Here is a 20,525-nt window from a genome sequence, read left to right on the forward strand (position 1 = left end):
CCTCGTCCGTGGACGGACTCCGGGCGCGGTCGACGAGACCTCGACGCCGGCAGGCTCGCTGGCGCCGCGTGCGCCTCCCATCCGGACTTTAACCGTCGGTCCCGGAATCCCACCGGATCGGCGGACGAGGCTCCCGGGGACCCGGTCGCGCATCGTCCGTTCGCGGACTGTCACCGCCGGCTCGGATTTCCACCGACCCCGGAGCACGTGTATGCCACGAGATTAGCCCACGCGGCTGCGAGGCCGGGCTCCGTGACGCCCCGCGACCTACGCCGTCAGCGGACGCCGATGAGGTCCACGGCGTCGGCGAGCTCGGCGAGCGCCGTGATCCGCACGACGCCGGCCGGCAGGGGAGCGTCCCCGTCGCCCAGGGCGTCGAACCAGACGCCGCCGGCGAGGCCCGCGTCGACCGCACCGAGCGCGTCGGTGCGCAGCCGGTCGCCCACCATCACGGCGTCGGCCGGATCCACGCCCGCCTCCGCGCACGCGAGCAGGAAGATGCGCGGGTCGGGCTTCGTGAAACCGAGGTCGCCGGAGCAGATCACGGGGGAGAGGCGCGCGGTGAGCCCGGCGGCGGCGATCTTCGGCTCCTGCTGGCTGCGCTCGCCGTTCGTCACGACGCCGAACCGCACGCCCGGGTGCCGCCGTCCCATCTCGTCGAGCGCCTCGACGGCACCGGGCAGCGGCCGCCACGACGCCTCGTAGCCGGCGAGGTAGCCGCCGAACCAGGCGTCCGTCGCGGCGTCGTCCTCCGCGAGCGCGGCGGCGAGGTCGGCGGCGTCGGCGGATCCCCACGCGGCCAGGAACCCGCGCACGCGTGCCCGCCGCTGGCCCCGGTAGTCGAGCTCGCCCGCGAGGTAGCGGTGGTAGTGCTCTTCCTCGAGGGCGACCCACAGCGCGACGGCGCGGTCGCGCTCGTCGGCGTCGGAGGCGTCGAGGTGCCCGCGCGCGGCGAGGTGCGCGGTGATCCCGTCGGCCACGGCGCCGCGGTGGTCCACCAGCGTGTCGTCGAGGTCGAGGAGGACCAGCCGCAGGGTCATCGGCCGGCGCGCCGCACGAGTCCGACGGCGTCGTAGACGCGCGCCAGCATGGCGTCGGCCCGCTCCTCGGCGCGCTCGGCGTTGCCGGCGAGCACGCGGTCGAGCTCGGCCGGGTCGTCCAGCAGCTCGAGCGTCCGCGCGCGGATCGGCTCGAAGACGCCCGTGACGGTCTCGGCCACGTCCTTCTTCAGGTCGCCGTAGCCCCGGCCCGCGTAGCGCTCCTGGAGTGCATCCACGGCCGTGCCCTCGAAGGCCGAGAGGATCGTCAGCAGGTTCGAGACGCCGGGCTTCTCGCCGCGGTCGAAGCGGATCTCGCGGTCCGCGTCCGTGACGGCCGAGCGGATCTTCTTGGCCGTCTTCGCGGGCTCGTCCAGCAGCCACACCACGCCCGCGTCGGAGGCGGAGGACTTGCTCATCTTCGACGTCGGGTCCTGCAGGTCGTAGATGCGCGCCGTGTCCTTCTGGATCATGGGCTCGGGGATCGTGAACACGTCGCCGAAGCGCCCGTTGAAGCGCTTCGCGAGGTCGCGCGTGAGCTCCACGTGCTGCTTCTGGTCGTCGCCCACGGGCACGACCTCGGTGCCGTACAGCAGGATGTCGGCCGCCATGAGCATCGGGTACGCGAACAGGCCGACCGTCGTCGAGTCGGCGCCCTGCTTCTGCGACTTGTCCTTGAACTGGGTCATGCGGCTGGCCTCGCCGAACCCGGTGAGCGTGTTGAGGATCCACGCGAGCTCGGTGTGCGCTGACACGTGCGACTGCACGAAGAGCGTGGAGACGGCCGGGTCGATGCCCGCGGCGATGTACTGCGCCGCGGTGCGCCGGGTGCTCGCGCGGAGCGCCGCGGGGTCCTGCGGCACGGTGATGGCGTGCAGGTCGACGACGCAGAACACGGCGTCGTGCGTGGTCTGCAGCTCCTTCCACTGCAGGAGCGCGCCGATGTAGTTGCCGATCTGCAGCGAGTCGGCGGACGGCTGCATGCCGGAGAAGAGGACGGGACGTGCGGTCATGGCGATGCCTTCGTGAGGGGAGCGCGGGGCGCTCGCGGGGCGCCGGTGCGGCGCGGAGGGGAGGGGAGGGGAGGGGGAGAGGCGGTGCGGGCGACGGGTCAGATCGCGTAGTCGACGACCACGGGCGTGTGGTCCGACCATCGCTGGTCGTACGCCTCGGCGCGGTCGACCGCGTAGCCCACGACCTTCTCCGCGAGGGCGGGGGTCGCAAGCTGGTAGTCGATGCGCCAGCCCGTGTCGTTGTCGAACGCCTTGCCGCGCCAGCTCCACCACGTGTAGGGGCCGTCGACCTCGCCGGCCTGCTGGCGGCCGACGTCGACCCAGCCGAGGCCGGTCCCGGTGGATCCGTCGACGCCGGTGACCTCCTCGCCGCGCGCGCCGAGGATGCGGTCGAGGTAGGCGCGCTCGCGCGGCAGGAACCCGGCGCGCTTCACGTTGCCCTTCCAGTTGCGGATGTCGAGCTCGCGGTGGCCGACGTTGAGGTCGCCCACCACGACGGCGAGCTCGGAGTGCTCGGCGATCTCGGGCAGGCGCCGCTCCATGCCGTCGAGGAACTTCCACTTCTCGTCCTGCTTGGCGGTGCCGACCTCGCCGGAGTGCACGTAGGCGCTCACGACCGTGACGATGGTGCCGTCCACGTCGTAGTCGGCCTCGAGCCAGCGGCCCGCGCTGTCGAAGTCCTCCTCGCCGATCGCGACGCGGTGGATCTCGGCGCGGCGGCGGCTCGCGATGGCGACGCCCGCGCGGCCCTTGGCGGTCGCGGCGTCGTGCAGCACGTTCCACTCGGGACCGAGGAGGCCCTCGATGTCGCTCGTCTCGGCGCGGACCTCCTGGATGGCGAGGATGTCGACGTCGCGCGTGGCCAGCCACTCGCCCATGCCCTTGCGGAACGCGGCCCGGATGCCGTTCGTGTTGATGGACGCGACGCGGAGGTTCGAGGGCATGGAGACGATCCTAACGGCGGTGCTCTCCCCGCAGCCGGAGCAGGACCCGGGTCAGCCCGCGCGATGCCCCGTACCTCTCGCGGGCTCGCGCGCGCTCCTCCTCCTCGAGGATCCGCCGGGCCTCGTCGAGCTTCGCGACGCGCTCCTTCTCCAGCTCCTCGGGGCTGAGGCGGCGCGCGTCGATGCCGCGGTCGCGCATGCCGACGGCGATCCACGAGGCGCAGATCAGGATGACCTGGCAGATGAGGTTGAACCAGATCAGCAGGCCGATGATCACCGCGAACGACGCGAGCAGCGGGTTCCGGGTGGCCCCCCCGAGGAGCGCCGTGCCGAGCACCTTGAGGACGCCCATGGCCACGCCGCCGAGGAGCGCGCCCTGCAGGAGCTGCGGCCGCGGGATCCTGACGCCCGAGAGGATCCGGTAGGCGCCCGCGAGCACGGCCGTGTCGAGCGCGAGCACGAGCGCGAGGCCCACGGTGCGACCGACGACGATCGCGAGCAGCGAGTCCTCGCCGACCTGCATCAGCCCGAACACGAAGCCGAGGAGCCCGGTGCTCACCACCGAGAGCGCGGCCGAGAGCACCATCGCGAGCGCGAAGACCAGGGCGAGCCCGAGGTCCTTGACCTTGAGCAGCAGGAAGAACGTGGTGGGCGGCGGCAGCTCGAAGATGCGGCGCACCGAGTCGCGCGTGGAGGCCAGCCAGCCGAGCGCGGTGACGAGGAGGCCGATGGAGCCGATGATCCCGGTCGCGCGCACGGCGTCGGAGGCGAGCAGCGCCTCGGGGTCCTTGATGGCCCCGTTCGGGCCGAAGAGCCCGGGGACCGCGCCCTGGATCAGCGTGAGCAGCGAGTCGAGGAGCGCAGGGTTGTCCGCGAGCACGGACCCCGCCACGGAGAAGCCGACCGCGAGCGCCGCGAACACCGCGAACACCGCCTGGTACGACATGCCGGCCGCGAGGATCGGTCCGCCCGCGGCCCCGTAGGCGAGGAGCACGCGCACGGGCTTGAGCTCCATCACGCGCGCGAACAGGGCGGGGATGCCGGTGGGCGCGGGCGGCCCCCCGGAGGCCGGGGTGGGAGCGGGGGATGCGGGGCGTCCGCGGCCGTCGGGGGCGGTCATCCCCCGAGGATACGGGCCGCCAGCCCCCTGATAGCGTGGACGGGCCGTTCCGGCACCCCGACCGGACAGCCACCCGCGCGGGCGCCGTCCGTCCGCGCGTCACGCACCCGAGCGAGGGAGTCCCTGTGCGCATCACCGGCATCGGAGTAGGACACGGAGTGGCCACCGGGCCCGTGATGAGGATGCCCGACCCGCTTCCCGAGCCCGGCACGGAGCCCTTCACGGGCGACGCCGACGCCGAGGTCGCGCGCGTCGCCGAGGCCCTCGCCGCGACAGCCGACGACCTGGCCGCGCGCGGCGCCCGCGCGGGCGGCGACGCGAAGGACGTGCTCGACGCGCAGTCCCTCATGGCGCGCGACCCCGCGCTCCTCGACTCGGTCGGCCGCCTCGTCGGCCAGGGACGCTCGGGGGAGCGCGCCGTGTTCGAGTCGTTCGCGACCTTCCAGGAGCTCCTCACCGGGATGGGCGGCTACATGGCCGAGCGCGCGGCGGACCTCGCGGACGTCGCCCAGCGCGTCATCGCCCGCCTCCGCGGCGTGCCCGCGCCGGGCATCCCCACCGCCGACGCGCCCTTCGTCCTCGTCGCGCGGGACCTCGCGCCCGCCGACACCGCGCTGCTCGACCTCGACCGCGTGCTCGCCCTCGTCACCACCGACGGCGGCCCCACCAGCCACACCGCGATCCTCGCCCGCAGCCGCTCGATCCCCGCCATCGTCGGCGCGACGGGCGCCGCGGACCTCGCCGAGGGCGACGAGGTCGTCGTCGACGCGGCCGCCGGCATCGTGATCGTGCACCCCGATGACGCGGAGCGCGAGGACGCCGTCCGCCGGATCCGCGCCCGCGAGGAGGCGCTCGCCGCTCCCATCACCGACGGCGCGCTCGCCGACGGCACGCCCGTCCCGCTCCTCGCCAACCTCGGATCCCCCGACGAGGCCGCACGCGCGGTCGAGCTCGGCGCGGAGGGCGTCGGCCTCTTCCGCACCGAGTTCCTCTTCCTCGACGCCGCCGAGGCGCCGTCGGTCGCGGCGCAGACCGCGCAGTACACCGCGCTCCTCGAGGCGTTCCCGGGCCGCAAGGTCGTCGTCCGGGCGCTCGACGCCGGTGCCGACAAGCCGCTCGCCTTCCTCACCGACGCAGATGAGGAGAACCCGGCACTCGGCCTCCGCGGGCTCCGCGCGCTCCGGGCGAACGAGGGGATCCTCCGCGACCAGCTCACCGCCCTCGCCGCCGCGGACGCCGCCACCGACGCCGACCTCTGGGTCATGGCGCCCATGGTCGCCGACGCGGAGGAGACCGCGTACTTCGTGGAGCTGGGGCGCGAGCTCGGCCTTGGCACCGTGGGCGTCATGGCCGAGGTGCCGTCGCTCGCGCTCCTCGCCGACCAGGTCGTCGAGGTCGCCGACTTCGTGAGCGTCGGCACCAACGACCTCACGCAGTACACGATGGCGGCGGATCGCCTGCTCGGCTCGGTCGCCTCCTACCAGGACCCCTGGCACCCCGCGGTCCTCCGCCTCGTCCGGACGCTGGGCGACGCGGGCCAGGCGTCCGGCACGCCCGTGGGCATCTGCGGCGAGGCGGCGGCGGATCCGCTGCTCGCGGTGGTGCTCGTCGGCCTCGGTGCCACGAGCCTGTCCATGACGCCCGCCGCGCTCGCCGACGTCCGCCTCGAGCTCGGCCGCCGCACCCTCGACGAGGCGCGCGCGGCCGCCGAAGCGGTCCTCACGGCGCGCACCGCCGCCGAGGCGCGTGCCGCGGCCGAGCGGATCCTCGCGGCCGGCTAGCCGCGCGCGGCACGGCGGAAGGCCCCGCAGCTCCGAGGAGCTGCGGGGCCTTCGTGGTCCGGGGGAGGGGAGGCGCTACGCCTTGCCGCGCATGATCGCCTGCTTGACCTCGGCGATCGCCTGCGTCACCTGGATGCCGCGCGGGCACGCCTCGGAGCAGTTGAAGGTCGTGCGGCAGCGCCACACGCCCTCCTTGTCGTTGAGGATGTCGAGGCGCACGTTCGACTCGTCGCGCGAGTCGAAGATGAAGCGGTGCGCGTTGACGATGGCGGCGGGGCCGAAGTACTGGCCGTCCGTCCAGAAGACGGGGCACGACGACGTGCACGCGGCGCAGAGGATGCACTTCGTGGTGTCGTCGAATCGGGCGCGCTCGGCGGCGGACTGGATCCGCTCCTTGCCCTTCTCCGGCTTCGTGTTCGAGATGAGGAAGGGCTGCACGTCGCGGAACGACTCGAAGAACGGCTCCATGTCGACGACGAGGTCCTTCTCCAGCGGCAGGCCCTTGATGGCCTCCACGTAGATGGGCTGGTCGATGTCGAGGTCCTTGATGAGCGTCTTGCAGGCCAGGCGGTTGCGGCCGTTGATGCGCATCGCGTCGGATCCGCACACGCCGTGCGCGCAGGAGCGGCGGAAGGTCAGCGACCCGTCCTGCTCCCACTTGATCTTGTGCAGCGCGTCGAGGATCCGGTCGGTCGGGTAGACCTCGACGTCGAAGTCCTCCCACCGGGGCTCGGCATCCTGGCCCGGCAGGTAGCGGCGGATGATGAGGGTCACCGTGAAGGTGGGGATGGCCGAGGCCTCTCCCGCGGGGGGTGCGTCCAGGGTTGCGGTGCTCACGATTCGAGTCCTTTTCCGATCGGTGCTGCGGTGACGGGCGGGTGCTGACCTGAGGTCAGTACTTCCGCTCCATCGGCTGGTAGTTCGTGATGACCACGGGCTTGGTGCTCAGCTTGATGTGGTCGCCGGCGTCCGTGCTGTGGGCGTCGCCGGTGAGGTACGCCATGGTGTGCACCATGTAGTTCTCGTCGTCGCGCGTGGGGTAGTCCTCGCGGAAGTGGCCGCCGCGGCTCTCCTTGCGGTACATCGCCGAGTAGACGACGACCTCCGCGAGGTCGAGGAGGAAGCCGAGCTCGATGGCCTCGAGCAGATCCGTGTTGAAGCGCTGGCCCTTGTCCTGCACCTGGATGTTCGTGTACCGCTCGCGCAGGTCGGCGATCACCTTGGTGACCTCGATCAGCGTGTCCTCGGTGCGGAACACCTGGGCGTTGCGGTCCATCGACTCCTGCAGCTCGCGACGCAGCGTCGAGATCCGCTCGGTGCCGTCGGAGTTGCGCGCGCCCTCGACGAGGCCCTTCACGAAGTCGGCCGCGTCGGCGGGCAGCGGCGTGAAGTCGACCGTCTTCACGTACTCGGCCGCGTAGTTGCCGGCGCGCTTGCCGAAGACGTTGATGTCGAGGAGCGAGTTGGTGCCCAGGCGGTTGGACCCGTGCACCGAGACGCACGCGCACTCGCCGGCGGCGTAGAGGCCCGGCACCACGGTCGTGTTGTCGGAGAGGACCTCGGCCTTGATGTTGGTGGGGATGCCGCCCATCGCGTAGTGCGCGGTCGGCAGCACGGGCACGGGCTCGGTGTACGGCTCGACGCCGAGGTAGGTGCGCGCGAACTCGGTGATGTCCGGGAGCTTCGCGTCGATGACCGCGGGCTCGAGGTGCGTGATGTCGAGGTACACGTAGTCCTTGTTCGGACCGGCGCCCCGGCCCTCGCGGATCTCCGTGGCCATGCACCGCGCCACGATGTCGCGGGGCGCGAGGTCCTTGATGGTGGGGGCGTAGCGCTCCATGAAGCGTTCGCCCTCGCTGTTGCGGAGGATCGCGCCCTCGCCACGTGCCGCCTCCGACAGGAGGATGCCGAGGCCGGCCAGGCCGGTCGGGTGGAACTGGAAGAACTCCATGTCCTCCAGCGGCAGGCCCTTGCGCCAGATGATCCCGACGCCGTCGCCCGTGAGGGTGTGCGCGTTCGAGGTCGTCTTGTAGATCTTGCCGAAGCCGCCCGTCGCGAAGATCACGGCCTTCGACTGGAACACGTGGATCTCGCCGGTCGACAGCTCGAGGGCCACGACGCCCGCGGGCTGCTCCTTGCCGTCGACCTCGGCCATGACGAGGTCGAGCACGTAGAACTCGTTGAAGAAGTTGATGCCGAACTTGACGCAGTTCTGGTAGAGCGTCTGCAGGATCATGTGGCCCGTGCGGTCGGCCGCGTAGCAGGAGCGGCGGACGGGGCTCTTGCCGTGGTCGGCCGTGTGGCCGCCGAAGCGGCGCTGGTCGATCTTGCCGTCGGGCGTGCGGTTGAAGGGGAGGCCCATGTTCTCGAGGTCGATGACCGCATCGATGGCCTCCTTGGCGAGGATCTCCGCCGCGTCCTGGTCGACGAGGTAGTCGCCGCCCTTGACGGTGTCGAAGGTGTGCCACTCCCAGCTGTCCTCCTCGACGTTGGCGAGGGCCGCGGCCATGCCGCCCTGCGCCGCGCCCGTGTGGGACCGCGTCGGGTAGAGCTTGGAGATGACGGCCGTGTTCGCCTGGGGTCCCGCCTCGATCGCCGCGCGCATGCCGGCGCCGCCCGCACCCACGATGACGATGTCGAACTGGTGGTAGTGGACGCCGTCCACGATGGTGCTCGCGGAGGGCTCGGAACCGGGGGTCGCGGTGTCAGTGGTCACGGGCTTCTTTCTCGAGGCGGGAGGGGGAGCGACTAGAGGTCGCCGCAGAAGGACGGCAGCAGGTCGGCGGGCTGGCCGGCGGGGCACGGATCGAACGTGAAGACCACGAGCGTGCCGAGCACGAGCAGGACCACCGTGGACGTGACGAGCGCGCCCTTGAGGATCGTGCGGGTGCGCGGCGACGCGGCGTAGTCGTTCACGAGGGTGCGCATGCCGTTGGCGCCGTGGATGACCGCGAGCCAGAGCAGCGCGATGTCCCACACCTTCCAGAACGGGTCGGACAGCTTGCCGCCGACGAACGCGAAGTCGATGGCCTTGATGCCCTCGCCCTGGATGAGGTTGACGTAGAGGTGGCCGAAGATGAGCACGACGAGCACGACGCCCGAGGCGCGCATGTACATCCAGCCCCACTTCTCCCAGTTCACGCCGCCCTGCTTGCGGGGCTGGCGCGGCTGGCGGGGGCGCTCGACGCTGACCTGCTGTGCGATGTCGCTCATGATCAGATCCATCCCGCTTCGCTGAAGACGTTGAGGAGGTGGCGCGGCACGAAGCCCGCCATGAGCACGACCCAGAGGCCGATCACCACGTAGAACATCAGGCGCTGGTGCTTGGCGCCGAAGCGCCAGAAGTCGATGAGGATGATCCGCAGCCCGTTGAGCGCGTGGAACCCGATGGCGCCGACGAGGGCGACCTCGCCGATGCCCATGATCGGGTTCTTGTAGGTGCCGATGACCGCGTTGTACGCCTCGGGGCTCACCCGGATGAGGCTCGTGTCGAGCACGTGCACGAGGAGGAAGAAGAAGATGGACACGCCGGTGACGCGGTGCAGCACCCATGACCACATGCCCTCGCGGCCCCGGTACAGCGTCCCCGCGGGGACCTTCGGTGCGCGCGAGGTATGCGGTTCGCGGGTTCCTGCCGTCTTGATGGACACGGAACGACCCTCCCTGATGCTGGTGCCCCGTGGGCGGAGCGCCTTCGCGCCGACATTGCGCGTCGCCGTCGAGTCTACGGGCGGGTCCGGGCGGTCACCCGTTAGGGCACCCTAAGTGTGAGGGCTCGTCCGCGACCGCGTCAGGCGAGGAGCGGGACGGGGCCGGCGCCCGCGACGTCCGCCGCCTGGAACGCCGAGCCGCGGGCCGAGACGGCGCGGCCGTAGTGCCCGATGAGCTCGTCGCCGATCGTGGCCCAGGACCGGCCGAGCACGGCGCGGCGGCCCGCCTCGCCCATCCGCAGCCGCATCGGCTCGCTGGCCACCAGCTCGTCCACCAGGCGTCGCAGGTGCGCGTCCCGAGGTGACGCGGGATCGAAGAGGAAGCCGTCCGTGCCGTGGTCGACGAGGTCGATCGGGCCACCCGCGTGCGGGGCGACCACGGGGAGGCCGGATGCGTGCGCCTCCTGCACGGTCTGGCCGAACGTCTCCTCGGTGCCGGTGTGCACGAACACGTCCATGGCGGCGTACGCGGCGGCGAGCTCGCGGCCGCCCACGCGGCCGAGCCACGTGACGGGCATGCCCGCGAGCGCGCGACGGGCGGACGCCTGGCTCGGGCCGTCGCCCGCGATGAGGAAGCGCACGCCGCGGATCCCGCGGAGTGCCTGGAGCCGCTCGAGCTGCTTCTCGGGGGCGATGCGCCCCACGTAGCCGACGATCGTCTCGCCGCCCGGCGCGACGCGGTGCCGGAGCGCGACCGCGTCCTCCATGGCGCGGTTGCGGGGGTGGTAGCGGTCGAGGTCGACGCCGCGGCCCCAGCGGGCGACGCGCTCGACGCCCGCCGCCGCGAGGTCGGCGGCAGCGGCGCTCGAGGGCGCGAGGGTCAGGTCCGCGCCCTGGTGGATCCACCGCACGAGCCGCCACACGTACGGCGCGGTGGCCGCCAGCCGGTTCCGGCGCGCGTAGCCCGCGACGTCGGTCTGGAAGATGGCGACGGACGGGGTGTCGATGCGCGTCGCGGCCGCGATGGCCTGCGCGCCCAGGAAGAGGGGCGACGCGGCGTGCAGCACGTCCGGCGCGAAGTCGGTCAGGAGGCGCAGCACCTGGGGGCTGGGGATGCCGACCGGGAACTGCCGGTAGGCGATGGCGGGCACGCCGTGGACGGGGAAGCCCGCGAACTCGGACGGGGCGCCGGCGTCCGGGGCGATCACGATGGCCTGGTGCCCGCGGTCCCTGAGGTGCTCGAGCACCCGGCAGACGCTCGTGGTGACGCCGTTGACGGTGGGGAGGAAGCTCTCGCTGACGACGGCTACGCGCATGCCTCCGACGCTAGGCACCGGTGCCGACCGTGCCGCCGTCCCGTCGTGAACGCCCCGTTGCCGTCGCGTGAACTCGACGCATCCGGCTGTCTCCCAGGGTGCCGATAGTGTGGATGCATGACCGAGCAGACGAGCGCGATCTCCCGTTTCTACAGCGTGATCCCGGCAGGCGGCGTGGGCTCCCGCCTCTGGCCGCTGTCCCGCGCGGACGCCCCGAAGTTCCTCCACGACCTCACGGGCTCCGGCCGCACGCTGCTGCGCGACACGTGGGAGCGGCTCGCGCCGCTTTCCGGCGAGGACCGGATCATGGTCGTCACCGGCCGCGCCCACCGCGCCGCCGTCGAGGCCCAGCTCCCCGAGCTCACCGACCCGAACGTGGTCCTCGAGAGCGAGGGGCGCGACAGCACCGCCGCGATCACGCTCGCCGCGGCGATCCTCCAGCGCCGCGAGCCGGGCGTCATCATCGGCTCGTTCGCGGCCGATCACGTCATCGCCGACCCGGACCGCTTCCGCGACACCGTCCGCGAGGCCGTCATCGCCGCCGACGCGGGCTACATCACGACCATCGGCATCACGCCCACGGAGCCCGCTACCGGGTTCGGCTACATCCACACCGGCAAGGCGCTCAGCATCCCGGACGCCCCGCACGCCCTCGAGGTCGCGTCGTTCGTGGAGAAGCCGAGCATCGGCGTCGCCCGCGGCTACGTGAAGGGCGGCACGCACCTCTGGAACGCGGGCATGTTCATCGCGCGCGCCGACCGCCTGCTCGAGGAGCTCGGCCGCACCGAGCCCGAGCTGCTGAAGGGCGTGCTCGAGCTCGCCGAGGCGTGGGACACCGCCGACCGCGGCCTCGTCGTCGACCGCGTGTGGCCGAACCTGAAGAAGATCGCCATCGACTACGCGGTCGCCGAGCCCGCCGCGGCCCGGGGCGCGCTCGCCGTGATCCCCGGCCGCTTCACCTGGGACGACGTGGGGGACTTCGCCTCCGTGGCCAAGATGCACTCGAGCGGTCGCAAGTCCGACCTCGTGATCCTCGGCGAGGACGCGCGCGTCCTGTCCGACGCGTCGAGCGGCATCGTGGTGGCCAACAGCAAGCGCGTGATCAGCCTCATCGGCGTGCGCGACATCGTCGTGGTCGACACCCCCGACGCCCTGCTCGTGACCACCAAGGAGAACGCGCAGCGCGTCAAGAGCGTGGTGGACGCGCTCAAGCTCAGCGGCGGGACGGACGTCCTGTAACGAAGGGGTAACGAACCCCTCTGGCGCTCTCCTCGGCCGGAAGGGGCCGGGAGCGCCGCCGTTAGATTCCGGGGATGCCCCGCACCCGCCGCGCCGTCCGCGCCGCCATCCTGCCCATCGCCCTCCTCTCCGCCGCGGCCCTCGCCGGGTGCGGCGCGGCCCCCGAGCCCGGCGCCACCGGATCCGCATCCGCGAGCGACTACTGCGCCCGCATGGTGACCAACTCGGGCGGCCTGCAGGACCGCTCCTTCAACCAGTCGAGCTGGGAGGGGCTCCAGCGCGCCGAGCAGGAGCTGGGGATCCAGGCCGACGTGCTCGTCTCGACGTCCGAGACCGACCTCGCCCCCAACGTCGAGCAGGCGGTGGGCACGGGCTGCGGGTTCATCCTCACCGTGGGCTACGAGCTGGCGGAGGCCACGTCGGCCGCCGCGGCGGAGAACCCGGACGTGCACTTCTCGATCGTCGACGAGGTCGTCGACGCCCCGAACGTCAAGCCGCTCGTGTTCGACACGGCCCAGGCGTCCTACCTCGCGGGCTACCTCGCGGCGGGCGTGAGCCAGACAGGCAAGGTCGGCACCTTCGGCGGCGGCAACCAGCCCCCCGTCACCCTCTTCATGGACGGCTTCGTCGATGGCGTGGCCGCGTACAACCAGGCGCACGGCACGAGCGTCGTCGCTCTCGGCTGGGACGCCGCGGCGCAGGACGGCACGTTCACGGGCGACTTCGAGGACGTGTCGAAGGGACAGACCACCACGCAGAACCTGCTCGACCAGGGCGCCGACGTGATCATGCCGGTGGCCGGCCAGGTGGGGGAGGGCGCGGCGTCGGCGATCCTCGCGCACGGCAGCGGCAAGCTCATCTGGGTCGACAACGACGGCTACGACACCCTGCCCGCCGAGTACCGCCCGCTCCTGCTCACGAGCGTGCTCAAGGACACCGGCCAGGCCGTCGTCGACATCGTGGCCGACGACCAGAAGGGCACCTTCTCCTCGGAGCCGTACGTGGGCACGCTCGAGAACGCCGGCGTGGGCCTCGCGGAGTACCACGACCTCGCCGCGTCGGTGCCGCCCGAGCTGCAGTCCGAGCTCGACGCGCTGAAGGCCCGCATCGTCTCCGGCGACGTGCAGGTGGAGTCGGTCTCGACGCCGTAGCAGAGGCCGTGTTGCCGCGGTGTTTCGGGGCCGTCGCGGATCGATAACGCTTGCGCTCGCGGGCCCGATCCGGGCTCCGGATGCATTCCCGTGCATGGGTAACATGAACGCACATCGCCCGGCTGACCCGGGCTGCACCTGGAGGCCACAGTGACCATCACCACCCGAAAGGCCGCCCTCGGCGGTCTCGCCGCCGTCGGCATCACCGCGATCCTCGCGGGCTGCGGCGCCGCCCCCGAGTCGACCGCGGGAGGCACCGGCGGCGCCGCGAAGAGCGACCTTCTGACCTGCATGGTCTCCGACTCGGGCGGCTTCGACGACAAGTCGTTCAACCAGCTCGGCTACGAGGGGCTCAACAAGGCCGTCTCCGACCTCGGCTTGACGGCTCCGAAGACGGTCGAGTCGGCGGCGGAGACCGACTTCGCGCCGAACCTCACCAACCTGGCCGACCAGGGCTGCGGCCTCATCGTCACGGTCGGCTTCCTGCTCAAGGAGGCGACCGAGGAGGCCGCCAAGGCCAACCCGGACATCGAGTACGCGATCATCGACGACGCGCAGATCACCGCGGACAACGTCAAGCCCATCACCTTCAACACGAGCGAGGCCGCGTTCCTCGCGGGCTACTCCGCCGCGGCCTACTCGAAGACCGGCACGGTCGGCACCTTCGGCGGCCTGCAGATCCCGACCGTCACGATCTTCATGGACGGCTTCGTCGACGGCGTGGACTACTACAACGAGCAGAAGGGCAAGGACGTCAAGGCCATCGGCTGGGACGTCGCGAGCCAGAGCGGGTCGTTCACGGGCGAGTTCGTCGCCAACCAGACGGCCAAGACCGCGGCCCAGACCCTCATCGACCAGGGCGCGGACGTCATCATGCCCGTCGGCGGCCCGATCTTCCTCAGCGCCGGCGAGGCCATCCGCGACTCCAGCGACAAGAAGGTCGTCATGGTGGGCGTCGACTCCGACGCGTACGAGACCGCGCCCGACCTCAAGGACCTCTTCCTCACCTCGGTGCTCAAGGGCATCGACGCGGGCGTCGAGGACGTCGTGACGACCGCGGCGGACGGCAAGTTCGACGCGACGCCGTACGTCGGCACCCTCGAGAACGGCGGCGTGGACATCGCCCCGTTCCACGACTACGAGTCGGAGGTCCCGTCGGACCTGTCCGGCGAGCTCGACACCATCAAGGCCGGCATCATCGACGGCTCGATCACCGTCGAGTCGCCGTCGTCGCTGACGAAGTAGCATCGAACGCACCGCGGGGGGATCGGCAGTCGCCGGTCCCCCCGCCGCGTGCTCACCACACCCACCGAACAGATTGATCCGATGAAGCTCGAACTGCGGGGAATCACCAAGCGCTTCGGCGCGCTGGTGGCCAACGACCACATCGACCTCGTCGTCCACCCGGGCGAGATCCACTGCCTCCTGGGCGAGAACGGCGCGGGCAAGTCCACGCTGATGAACGTCCTCTACGGCCTGTACCAGGCCGAGGAGGGCGAGATCCTCCTGGACGACCGCGTGGCCCGCTTCGCCGGACCCGGCGACGCCATGGCTGCCGGCATCGGCATGGTGCACCAGCACTTCATGCTCATCCCCGTCTTCACGGTCGCGGAGAACGTCATGCTCGGCCACGAGGAGACGAAGCTCGGCGGCCGGCTCGACCTGGCCGGCGCCCGCGCGAAGGTGCGCGAGATCTCCGCCCGCTTCGGCTTCGACGTCGACCCGGACGCGCTCGTCGCCGACCTGCCCGTCGGCGTGCAGCAGCGCGTCGAGATCATCAAGGCCCTGTCGCGCGACGCCGAGGTGCTCGTGTTCGACGAGCCGACGGCCGTGCTCACGCCGCAGGAAACCGACGAGCTCATGGTCATCATGAAGCAGCTCCGGGACGCCGGCACGGGCATCGTCTTCATCACCCACAAGCTGCGGGAGGTGCGCGAGGTCGCGGACCGCATCACCGTGATCCGGCTCGGCAAGGTCGTCGGCGAGGCGGAGCCCACCGCCAGCAACGCGGAGCTCGCGTCCCTCATGGTCGGCCGGAGCGTGTCGCTCACCGTGCAGAAGGAGCCCGCGACGCCCGGTGCCGCCGCGCTCGTGGTGCGCGACCTGACCGTGATCGACGCCTCCGGCCAGGTCGTCGTCGACGGCGTGAGCTTCGACGTGCACGCGGGGGAGATCCTCGCGATCGCCGGCGTGCAGGGCAACGGCCAGACCGAGCTGACCGAGGCGATCCTCGGGCTCCAGCCTCGCGTGTCCGGCACCATCGAGCTCGACGGGACGCGTCTCACCGGCCGCTCCGTCCGCCGCGTGCTCGACGCGGGAGTCGGCTTCGTGCCCGAGGACCGCAACGAGGACGGGCTCGTCGGCGAGTTCACCATCGCCGAGAACCTCATGCTCGACCGGTCAGACAGCCCGCCGTTCGTCGTCGCCGGATCCCTGAAGCTCGGCTACCTCGACGAGTTCGCGCGGGACCGCGTCCGCGAGTTCGACATCCGCACCCAGGGGATCGACACGCACGTCGGCCGGCTCTCCGGCGGCAACGCGCAGAAGGTCGTGCTCGCGCGCGAGCTGAGCCGCGACCTCCGCCTCTTCGTCGCGGCGCAGCCCACGCGCGGGCTCGACGTCGGATCCATCGAGTTCGTGCACACGCGCGTCGTCGAGACGCGCGACCGGGGCCTGCCCGTCATCGTCGTCTCCACCGAGCTCGACGAGGTGGCGGCGCTGGCCGACCGCATCGCCGTGATGTACCGCGGCGGCATCGTCGGCATCGTGCCCGGCGACACCCCGCGCGACGTGCTCGGCCTGATGATGGCGGGCGAGGTCCCCGCATCCGTCACCACCCCCACGACCGCCGGAGGGCGCACCGCATGACCGACGACACCACCCGTCCCGAGGGCCAGGCGCCCGAGGACCCGTCCGCGGGGCAGCTGCCCGCCTCCGGACGCGAGGCCGGATCCGTGGGCGACCCCACGCGCTCGGAGGCGCCCGCGGGCGTGCCGGCCGTGGCGACGGCCGCTCCCGGCGACGGCGACGGAGCCGACGGATCCCGCGCCGGCCAGATCCTCCGCGAGATCGCGAGCGGCAGCGCGCTTCTGTCCGTCCTCGCGGTCGTCCTCTCGCTCATCGTGGGCGCGCTGCTCATCGCCGTCACGGACGAGGAGACGCAGAAGGCGGCGGGCTACTTCTTCAGCCGACCGCTCGACACGCTCCGCGCGGGCTGGGACGCCGCCTCCGGCGCCTACTCTGCGCTCTTCCAGGGATCCATCTACAACTTCCGCCGGCCGGGCTTCGCCAACGGCATCAAGCCGCTCACCGAGACGCTGACCTTCGCGACCCCGCTGATCGCGGCCGGCCTCGGCGTCGCGCTCGCGTTCCGCGTGGGCCTGTTCAACATCGGCGCCCGCGGCCAGATGCTCATCGCCGCCGCATGCGCCGGCTGGGTCGGCTTCGGCTTCGACCTGCCGCCCGTGATCCACCTGGTGCTCGCCGTCGCCGCGGGCATCGCGGGCGGTGCGGTCTGGGGCGGGATCGTCGGCCTCCTCAAGGCGCGCACGGGCGCGCACGAGGTGATCGTCACGATCATGCTCAACTACGTCGCGTTCTACCTCCTCTCGTACCTGCTCCGGACGCCCGGTCTGCTGCAGGCGCCCGGGTCCAACAACCCGAAGACGCCCGCGATGCAGGACACCGCGATCTTCCCGGCGCTCCTCGGCGACGGGTACTCGCTGCACGCGGGCTTCCTCGTGGTCGTCGTCGCGACGGTGATCGTCTGGTACCTGCTCAACCGCTCCGGCCTGGGCTTCCGCTTCCGCGCGGTGGGCGAGAACCCGAGCGCCGCGCGGGTGGCCGGCATCGACGTCAAGAACTCGTACCTCTACGCCATGCTCATCTCCGGCGGGCTCGCGGGCCTCGCGGGGGCGAGCCAGGTGCTCGGCACGGTCACGACGGGCTTCAGCTCGGGGATCGACGCCGGCATCGGCTTCGACGCCATCACGGTGGCGCTGCTCGGCCGCAGCCGGCCGTGGGGCGTGTTCGTCGCGGGGATCCTGTTCGGCGCGTTCAAGGCCGGCGGCTTCTCGATGCAGGCGGCCGAGGGCGTGCCCATCGACATCGTCGTGGTCGTCCAGTCGCTCATCGTCCTGTTCATCGCGGCGCCCCCGCTCGTGCGGGCGGTCTTCCGCCTTCCCGCGCCGGGCCAGGCGCGTCGCACCACCCGGACCCGGAAGGCGGCGATCGCCTCATGACCGCGACGACCCCCACGCAGTCGGCATCACCCGCGCCGCACGACCCCGCGGCCGCCGCGCTCGAGCGCGCCGTCACGACCAGCTGGAAGGCGCCCGTCGCCTTCGGCGTCTTCACCGTGATCTCGCTCGTCCTGTTCGTGCTGCTCGGACGCCAGGGGTCGAGCACGTTCGGCCTCTCCACCGGGACCGACCTCATCCAGCTCGCGCCGCTCGTGCTGCCTACCGCCGCCACCGGTGTCGTCGTCACCGTGGTCCTCGCCGCCCTCACGGTGGTGTCCGCCGTGCTGGTGCGCCGGTCGGCGAAGGTGCCGCTGTGGTTCACCGCCGTGTTCGCGATCCTGTTCCTCGTCGCGTTCCTCACCTGGGCGTCCGCGGGCCAGACGATCCCGGTGCCGGGACTCCTCGTGGGCACGGTCGCCCTGTCGGTGCCGCTCATCTTCGGCGCGCTCGGCGGCGTGCTCTCGGAGCGCGTCGGCGTCGTGAACGTCGCGATCGAGGGCCAGCTGCTGGCGGGCGCGTTCGTGTCCGCTGTGGTGGCCTCCCTGACGGGTCAGCCGCTCATCGGGCTGGCGTCCGCCATGGTCGCCGGCATGCTGGTCTCGTTCGTGCTCGCCGCCTTCGCGATCAAGTACCTGGTCGACCAGGTCATCGTGGGCGTCGTGCTCAACGTGCTGGTCACGGGCCTCACGAGCTTCCTCTTCTCGCAGGTGCTGTCGGCCGACCCGGGGCGCCTCAACTCGCCGCCGCGCTTCGACCGCATCGACATCCCGGTCCTCGGCCAGATCCCGATCATCGGACCGGTGCTCTTCCGGCAGACGATCATCGTCTACGTCATGTACGTGGCCGTGTTCCTCGTCTGGTACTGCCTCTCCCACACGCGCTGGGGCCTGCGCCTCCGCGCGGTGGGCGAGCACCCGCAGGCTGCCGACACCGTGGGCATCAAGGTCTCCGCGACCCGGTTCTGGAACGTCTCCCTCGCGGGCGCCATCGCGGGCCTGGGCGGCGCGTTCTTCACGCTCGGGTCCGTCGGCGCGTTCAACAAGGAGATGACCGCCGGCGCCGGGTTCATCGCCCTCGCCGCCGTGATCTTCGGCCGGTGGGATCCGCTGCGCGCCACGCTCGCGGCCCTCCTGTTCGGCTTCGCCAGCAACCTGCAGAACGTCCTCGGCGTCATCGGGTCGCCCGTGCCGAGCGAGTTCATGCTGATGCTGCCGTACGTCGTGACCATCGCCGCCGTCGCGGGCCTCGTGGGGCAGGTGCGCGGACCCGCCGCCGCAGGCAAGCCCTACGTGAAGTCGTGAGCGCCGTGGAGCCCGTCGAGTCGGGCGGCATCGACTGGGGATCCCTCCGCGAGGCGGCGCACGAGGCCATGGGCCGCGCGTACGTCCCGTACTCCCGCTTCCCCGTGGGCGTCGCGGCCATCGCCACGGACGGCCGCGTCATCACCGGCTGCAACGTGGAGAACGCGTCCTACGGCCTGACCCTGTGCGCCGAGTGCGCGCTCGTCTCGGTCCTGCACCTCACGGGCGGCGGCCAGCTCGTCGCCTTCACGTGCGTGGACGGCGACGGCAACGTCCTCATGCCGTGCGGTCGCTGCCGGCAGCTGCTGTTCGAGCACGCGGTGCCGGGCATGCTCCTGGAGACCGTGTCGGGGATCCGCACCATCGACGAGGTCCTGCCCGATGCATTCGGCCCGAGCACGCTGAACGCCTACGGGGATCGCTCGTGAGCGCCGCGTTCGACGTCGTCGACCTCATCCGCACCAAGCGCGACGGCGGCCGCCTCTCGACCGCCGAGATCGACTGGCTCGTAGCGGCGTACACCGAGCGCTACGTGGCCGACGAGCAGATGGCCGCGCTCGCGATGGCGATCCTGCTCCGCGGCATGGACCGCACCGAGATCCGCGACCTCACCCTCGCCATGATCGCGAGCGGCGAGACGCTCGACTTCTCGCAGCTCGGCAAGCCCACGGTGGACAAGCACTCCACGGGCGGCGTGGGCGACAAGATCACCCTCCCGCTCATGCCCCTGGTCGCCTCGTACGGCGTCGCGGTCCCGCAGCTCTCCGGCCGCGGCCTCGGCCACACGGGCGGCACGCTCGACAAGCTCGAGTCGATCCCCGGCTGGCGCGCCGACCTCTCCACCGAGGAGATGGTGCAGCAGATGAAGGACCACGGCGGCGTGATCTGCGCGGCCGGCAGCGGCCTCGCCCCGGCCGACAAACGGCTCTACGCGCTGCGCGACACCACGGGCACGGTCGAGGCGATCCCGCTCATCGCCTCGAGCATCATGAGCAAGAAGATCGCGGAGGGCACGGGCGCGCTCGTGCTCGACGTGAAGTTCGGATCCGGCGCCTTCATGACCGACATCGACCGCTCGCGCGAGCTCGCCCGCACGATGGTCGAGCTCGGCACCGACGCCGGGGTGCGCACCACCGCGCTCCTCACCGACATGGATGTGCCGCTCGGCCTCGCCATCGGCAACGCGAACGAGGTGCGCGAGTCCGTCGAGGTGCTCGCGGGCGGCGGCCCCGCCGACGTCGTCGAGCTCACGCTCGCGCTCGCGCGGGAGATGCTCGCCGCGGTCGGGATCCCGGACGCCGACGTCGACGTCGCCCTCCGCGACGGCCGGGCCATGGACTCGTGGCGCGCCACCGTGCGCGCGCAGGGCGGGGATCCGGACGCCGCGATGCCCGTCGCCCGCGAGACCCACGTGGTCACCGCGGACCGCGACGGCGTGCTCGTGCAGCAGGACGCACTCCCGTTCGGCATCGCGGCCTGGCGCCTCGGCGCCGGACGCGCGCGCCAGGGGGACGCCGTGCAGCACGCCGCGGGCGTCGACCTGCACGCGAAGCCGGGGGATCGCGTCCGCCGCGGCGACCCGCTCTTCACCCTCTCCACCGACGAGCCCGAGCGGTTCGCCCGTGCGCTGGAGTCGCTCGAGGGCGCGTACCGCGTCGGCGACCCGAAGGAGCACGTCGCGCGCGGCCCGCTCGTGCGGGAGCGCATCACCGCCGAGGGCTGATCCGCCGCC

Annotated in this window: 18 protein-coding genes and 1 riboswitch; of the genes, 9 read left to right on the forward strand and 9 right to left on the reverse strand. The window is 72.0% G+C overall.

Annotated elements, in window-relative coordinates:
• Positions 1 to 65 precede the first annotated feature (65 nt).
• Positions 66 to 210: riboswitch (FMN riboswitch) on the reverse strand.
• Between the two features lie 65 nt (positions 211 to 275).
• From FGD68_RS06890 to FGD68_RS06905, 4 genes are all read right to left on the reverse strand, one after another.
• Entirely contained in the window at positions 276 to 1,040 is a 765-nt protein-coding gene (locus FGD68_RS06890; protein ID WP_119373461.1) for an HAD family hydrolase, read from the reverse strand.
• On the reverse strand, positions 1,037 to 2,050 hold the full coding sequence (gene trpS, locus FGD68_RS06895; RefSeq protein ID WP_104236412.1) for a tryptophan--tRNA ligase: 1,014 nt from the start codon (positions 2,048 to 2,050) through the stop codon (positions 1,037 to 1,039). The genes FGD68_RS06890 and trpS overlap by 4 nt, the downstream gene beginning before the upstream one ends.
• A gap of 98 nt (positions 2,051 to 2,148) precedes the next feature.
• Positions 2,149 to 2,994, reverse strand: a complete 846-nt coding sequence (locus FGD68_RS06900; RefSeq protein WP_119373462.1) for an exodeoxyribonuclease III — start codon at positions 2,992 to 2,994, stop codon at positions 2,149 to 2,151.
• 10 nt (positions 2,995 to 3,004) lie between these two features.
• Positions 3,005 to 4,114 (reverse strand): YihY/virulence factor BrkB family protein, encoded by a 1,110-nt coding sequence (locus FGD68_RS06905; protein WP_119373463.1) that lies wholly within the window; start codon positions 4,112 to 4,114, stop codon positions 3,005 to 3,007.
• Between the two features lie 125 nt (positions 4,115 to 4,239).
• On the opposite strand from FGD68_RS06905, the gene ptsP reads away from it, so the two are divergent.
• The gene (ptsP, locus tag FGD68_RS06910) at positions 4,240 to 5,895 is read left to right on the forward strand and encodes a phosphoenolpyruvate--protein phosphotransferase (RefSeq protein ID WP_262914788.1); all 1,656 of its coding nucleotides are present in this window, start codon (positions 4,240 to 4,242) and stop codon (positions 5,893 to 5,895) included.
• A gap of 75 nt (positions 5,896 to 5,970) precedes the next feature.
• On the opposite strand, the gene FGD68_RS06915 is transcribed toward ptsP, so the two are convergent.
• The 5 genes from FGD68_RS06915 to FGD68_RS06935 all read right to left on the reverse strand — a co-directional run bounded on the left by FGD68_RS06915 (position 5,971) and on the right by FGD68_RS06935 (position 10,861).
• Positions 5,971 to 6,732: a succinate dehydrogenase iron-sulfur subunit gene (locus FGD68_RS06915; protein ID WP_086513865.1), complete on the reverse strand. Its 762-nt coding sequence runs from the start codon at positions 6,730 to 6,732 to the stop codon at positions 5,971 to 5,973.
• 55 nt (positions 6,733 to 6,787) lie between these two features.
• A complete protein-coding gene (gene sdhA, locus FGD68_RS06920; RefSeq protein ID WP_119373453.1) occupies positions 6,788 to 8,611 on the reverse strand; it encodes a succinate dehydrogenase flavoprotein subunit in 1,824 nt (607 codons plus the stop codon).
• A 32-nt stretch (positions 8,612 to 8,643) separates the two neighbouring features.
• Positions 8,644 to 9,108 (reverse strand): succinate dehydrogenase hydrophobic membrane anchor subunit, encoded by a 465-nt coding sequence (locus tag FGD68_RS06925; protein WP_012037657.1) that lies wholly within the window; start codon positions 9,106 to 9,108, stop codon positions 8,644 to 8,646.
• 2 nt (positions 9,109 to 9,110) lie between these two features.
• Entirely contained in the window at positions 9,111 to 9,545 is a 435-nt protein-coding gene (sdhC, locus tag FGD68_RS06930; RefSeq protein ID WP_119373454.1) for a succinate dehydrogenase, cytochrome b556 subunit, read from the reverse strand.
• 140 nt (positions 9,546 to 9,685) lie between these two features.
• Complete coding sequence (locus tag FGD68_RS06935; protein WP_237609953.1) at positions 9,686 to 10,861, reverse strand: glycosyltransferase family 4 protein; 1,176 nt, start codon at positions 10,859 to 10,861, stop codon at positions 9,686 to 9,688.
• Between the two features lie 117 nt (positions 10,862 to 10,978).
• Here FGD68_RS06935 and FGD68_RS06940 point away from each other — a divergent pair, with 117 nt between their 5' ends.
• The 8 genes from FGD68_RS06940 (at position 10,979) to FGD68_RS06975 (ending at position 20,516) form a co-directional block, all read left to right on the forward strand.
• Positions 10,979 to 12,100 (forward strand): mannose-1-phosphate guanylyltransferase, encoded by a 1,122-nt coding sequence (locus FGD68_RS06940; protein WP_119373268.1) that lies wholly within the window; start codon positions 10,979 to 10,981, stop codon positions 12,098 to 12,100.
• A 74-nt stretch (positions 12,101 to 12,174) separates the two neighbouring features.
• Positions 12,175 to 13,251 (forward strand): BMP family lipoprotein, encoded by a 1,077-nt coding sequence (locus FGD68_RS06945; RefSeq protein WP_119373269.1) that lies wholly within the window; start codon positions 12,175 to 12,177, stop codon positions 13,249 to 13,251.
• A 150-nt stretch (positions 13,252 to 13,401) separates the two neighbouring features.
• Complete coding sequence (locus tag FGD68_RS06950; protein WP_104236405.1) at positions 13,402 to 14,496, forward strand: BMP family lipoprotein; 1,095 nt, start codon at positions 13,402 to 13,404, stop codon at positions 14,494 to 14,496.
• An 81-nt stretch (positions 14,497 to 14,577) separates the two neighbouring features.
• Positions 14,578 to 16,119 (forward strand): ABC transporter ATP-binding protein, encoded by a 1,542-nt coding sequence (locus FGD68_RS06955; protein ID WP_104236404.1) that lies wholly within the window; start codon positions 14,578 to 14,580, stop codon positions 16,117 to 16,119.
• Positions 16,116 to 17,492, forward strand: coding sequence for an ABC transporter permease (locus FGD68_RS06960; RefSeq protein ID WP_237609954.1), 1,377 nt, complete (start codon positions 16,116 to 16,118; stop codon positions 17,490 to 17,492). Before FGD68_RS06955 ends, FGD68_RS06960 begins: the two co-directional genes overlap by 4 nt.
• Positions 17,489 to 18,793, forward strand: coding sequence for an ABC transporter permease (locus FGD68_RS06965; RefSeq protein WP_119373515.1), 1,305 nt, complete (start codon positions 17,489 to 17,491; stop codon positions 18,791 to 18,793). The genes FGD68_RS06960 and FGD68_RS06965 overlap by 4 nt, the downstream gene beginning before the upstream one ends.
• Entirely contained in the window at positions 18,790 to 19,221 is a 432-nt protein-coding gene (locus FGD68_RS06970) for a cytidine deaminase (protein WP_119373516.1), read from the forward strand. The genes FGD68_RS06965 and FGD68_RS06970 overlap by 4 nt, the downstream gene beginning before the upstream one ends.
• Positions 19,218 to 20,516: a thymidine phosphorylase gene (locus FGD68_RS06975; protein WP_237609955.1), complete on the forward strand. Its 1,299-nt coding sequence runs from the start codon at positions 19,218 to 19,220 to the stop codon at positions 20,514 to 20,516. Before FGD68_RS06970 ends, FGD68_RS06975 begins: the two co-directional genes overlap by 4 nt.
• Positions 20,517 to 20,525 lie beyond the last annotated feature (9 nt).

Origin of the sequence: Clavibacter californiensis (genome assembly GCF_021952865.1) — a bacterium.
GTDB classification, from domain to species: domain Bacteria; phylum Actinomycetota; class Actinomycetes; order Actinomycetales; family Microbacteriaceae; genus Clavibacter; species Clavibacter californiensis.

Excerpts from the sequence above, each read along its gene's own strand:
- FGD68_RS06945 (WP_119373269.1), top strand. The coding sequence starts at position 12,175 with ATGCCCCGCACCCGCCGCGCCGTCCGCGCCGCCATCCTGCCCATCGCC.
- FGD68_RS06935 (WP_237609953.1), bottom strand. The coding sequence starts at position 10,861 with ATGCGCGTAGCCGTCGTCAGCGAGAGCTTCCTCCCCACCGTCAACGGC.
- FGD68_RS06940 (WP_119373268.1), top strand. The coding sequence starts at position 10,979 with ATGACCGAGCAGACGAGCGCGATCTCCCGTTTCTACAGCGTGATCCCG.
- FGD68_RS06925 (WP_012037657.1), bottom strand. The coding sequence starts at position 9,108 with ATGAGCGACATCGCACAGCAGGTCAGCGTCGAGCGCCCCCGCCAGCCG.
- FGD68_RS06900 (WP_119373462.1), bottom strand. The coding sequence starts at position 2,994 with ATGCCCTCGAACCTCCGCGTCGCGTCCATCAACACGAACGGCATCCGG.
- trpS (WP_104236412.1), bottom strand. The coding sequence starts at position 2,050 with ATGACCGCACGTCCCGTCCTCTTCTCCGGCATGCAGCCGTCCGCCGAC.
- FGD68_RS06955 (WP_104236404.1), top strand. The coding sequence starts at position 14,578 with ATGAAGCTCGAACTGCGGGGAATCACCAAGCGCTTCGGCGCGCTGGTG.
- FGD68_RS06965 (WP_119373515.1), top strand. The coding sequence starts at position 17,489 with ATGACCGCGACGACCCCCACGCAGTCGGCATCACCCGCGCCGCACGAC.
- FGD68_RS06905 (WP_119373463.1), bottom strand. The coding sequence starts at position 4,114 with ATGACCGCCCCCGACGGCCGCGGACGCCCCGCATCCCCCGCTCCCACC.
- FGD68_RS06960 (WP_237609954.1), top strand. The coding sequence starts at position 16,116 with ATGACCGACGACACCACCCGTCCCGAGGGCCAGGCGCCCGAGGACCCG.
- FGD68_RS06890 (WP_119373461.1), bottom strand. The coding sequence starts at position 1,040 with ATGACCCTGCGGCTGGTCCTCCTCGACCTCGACGACACGCTGGTGGAC.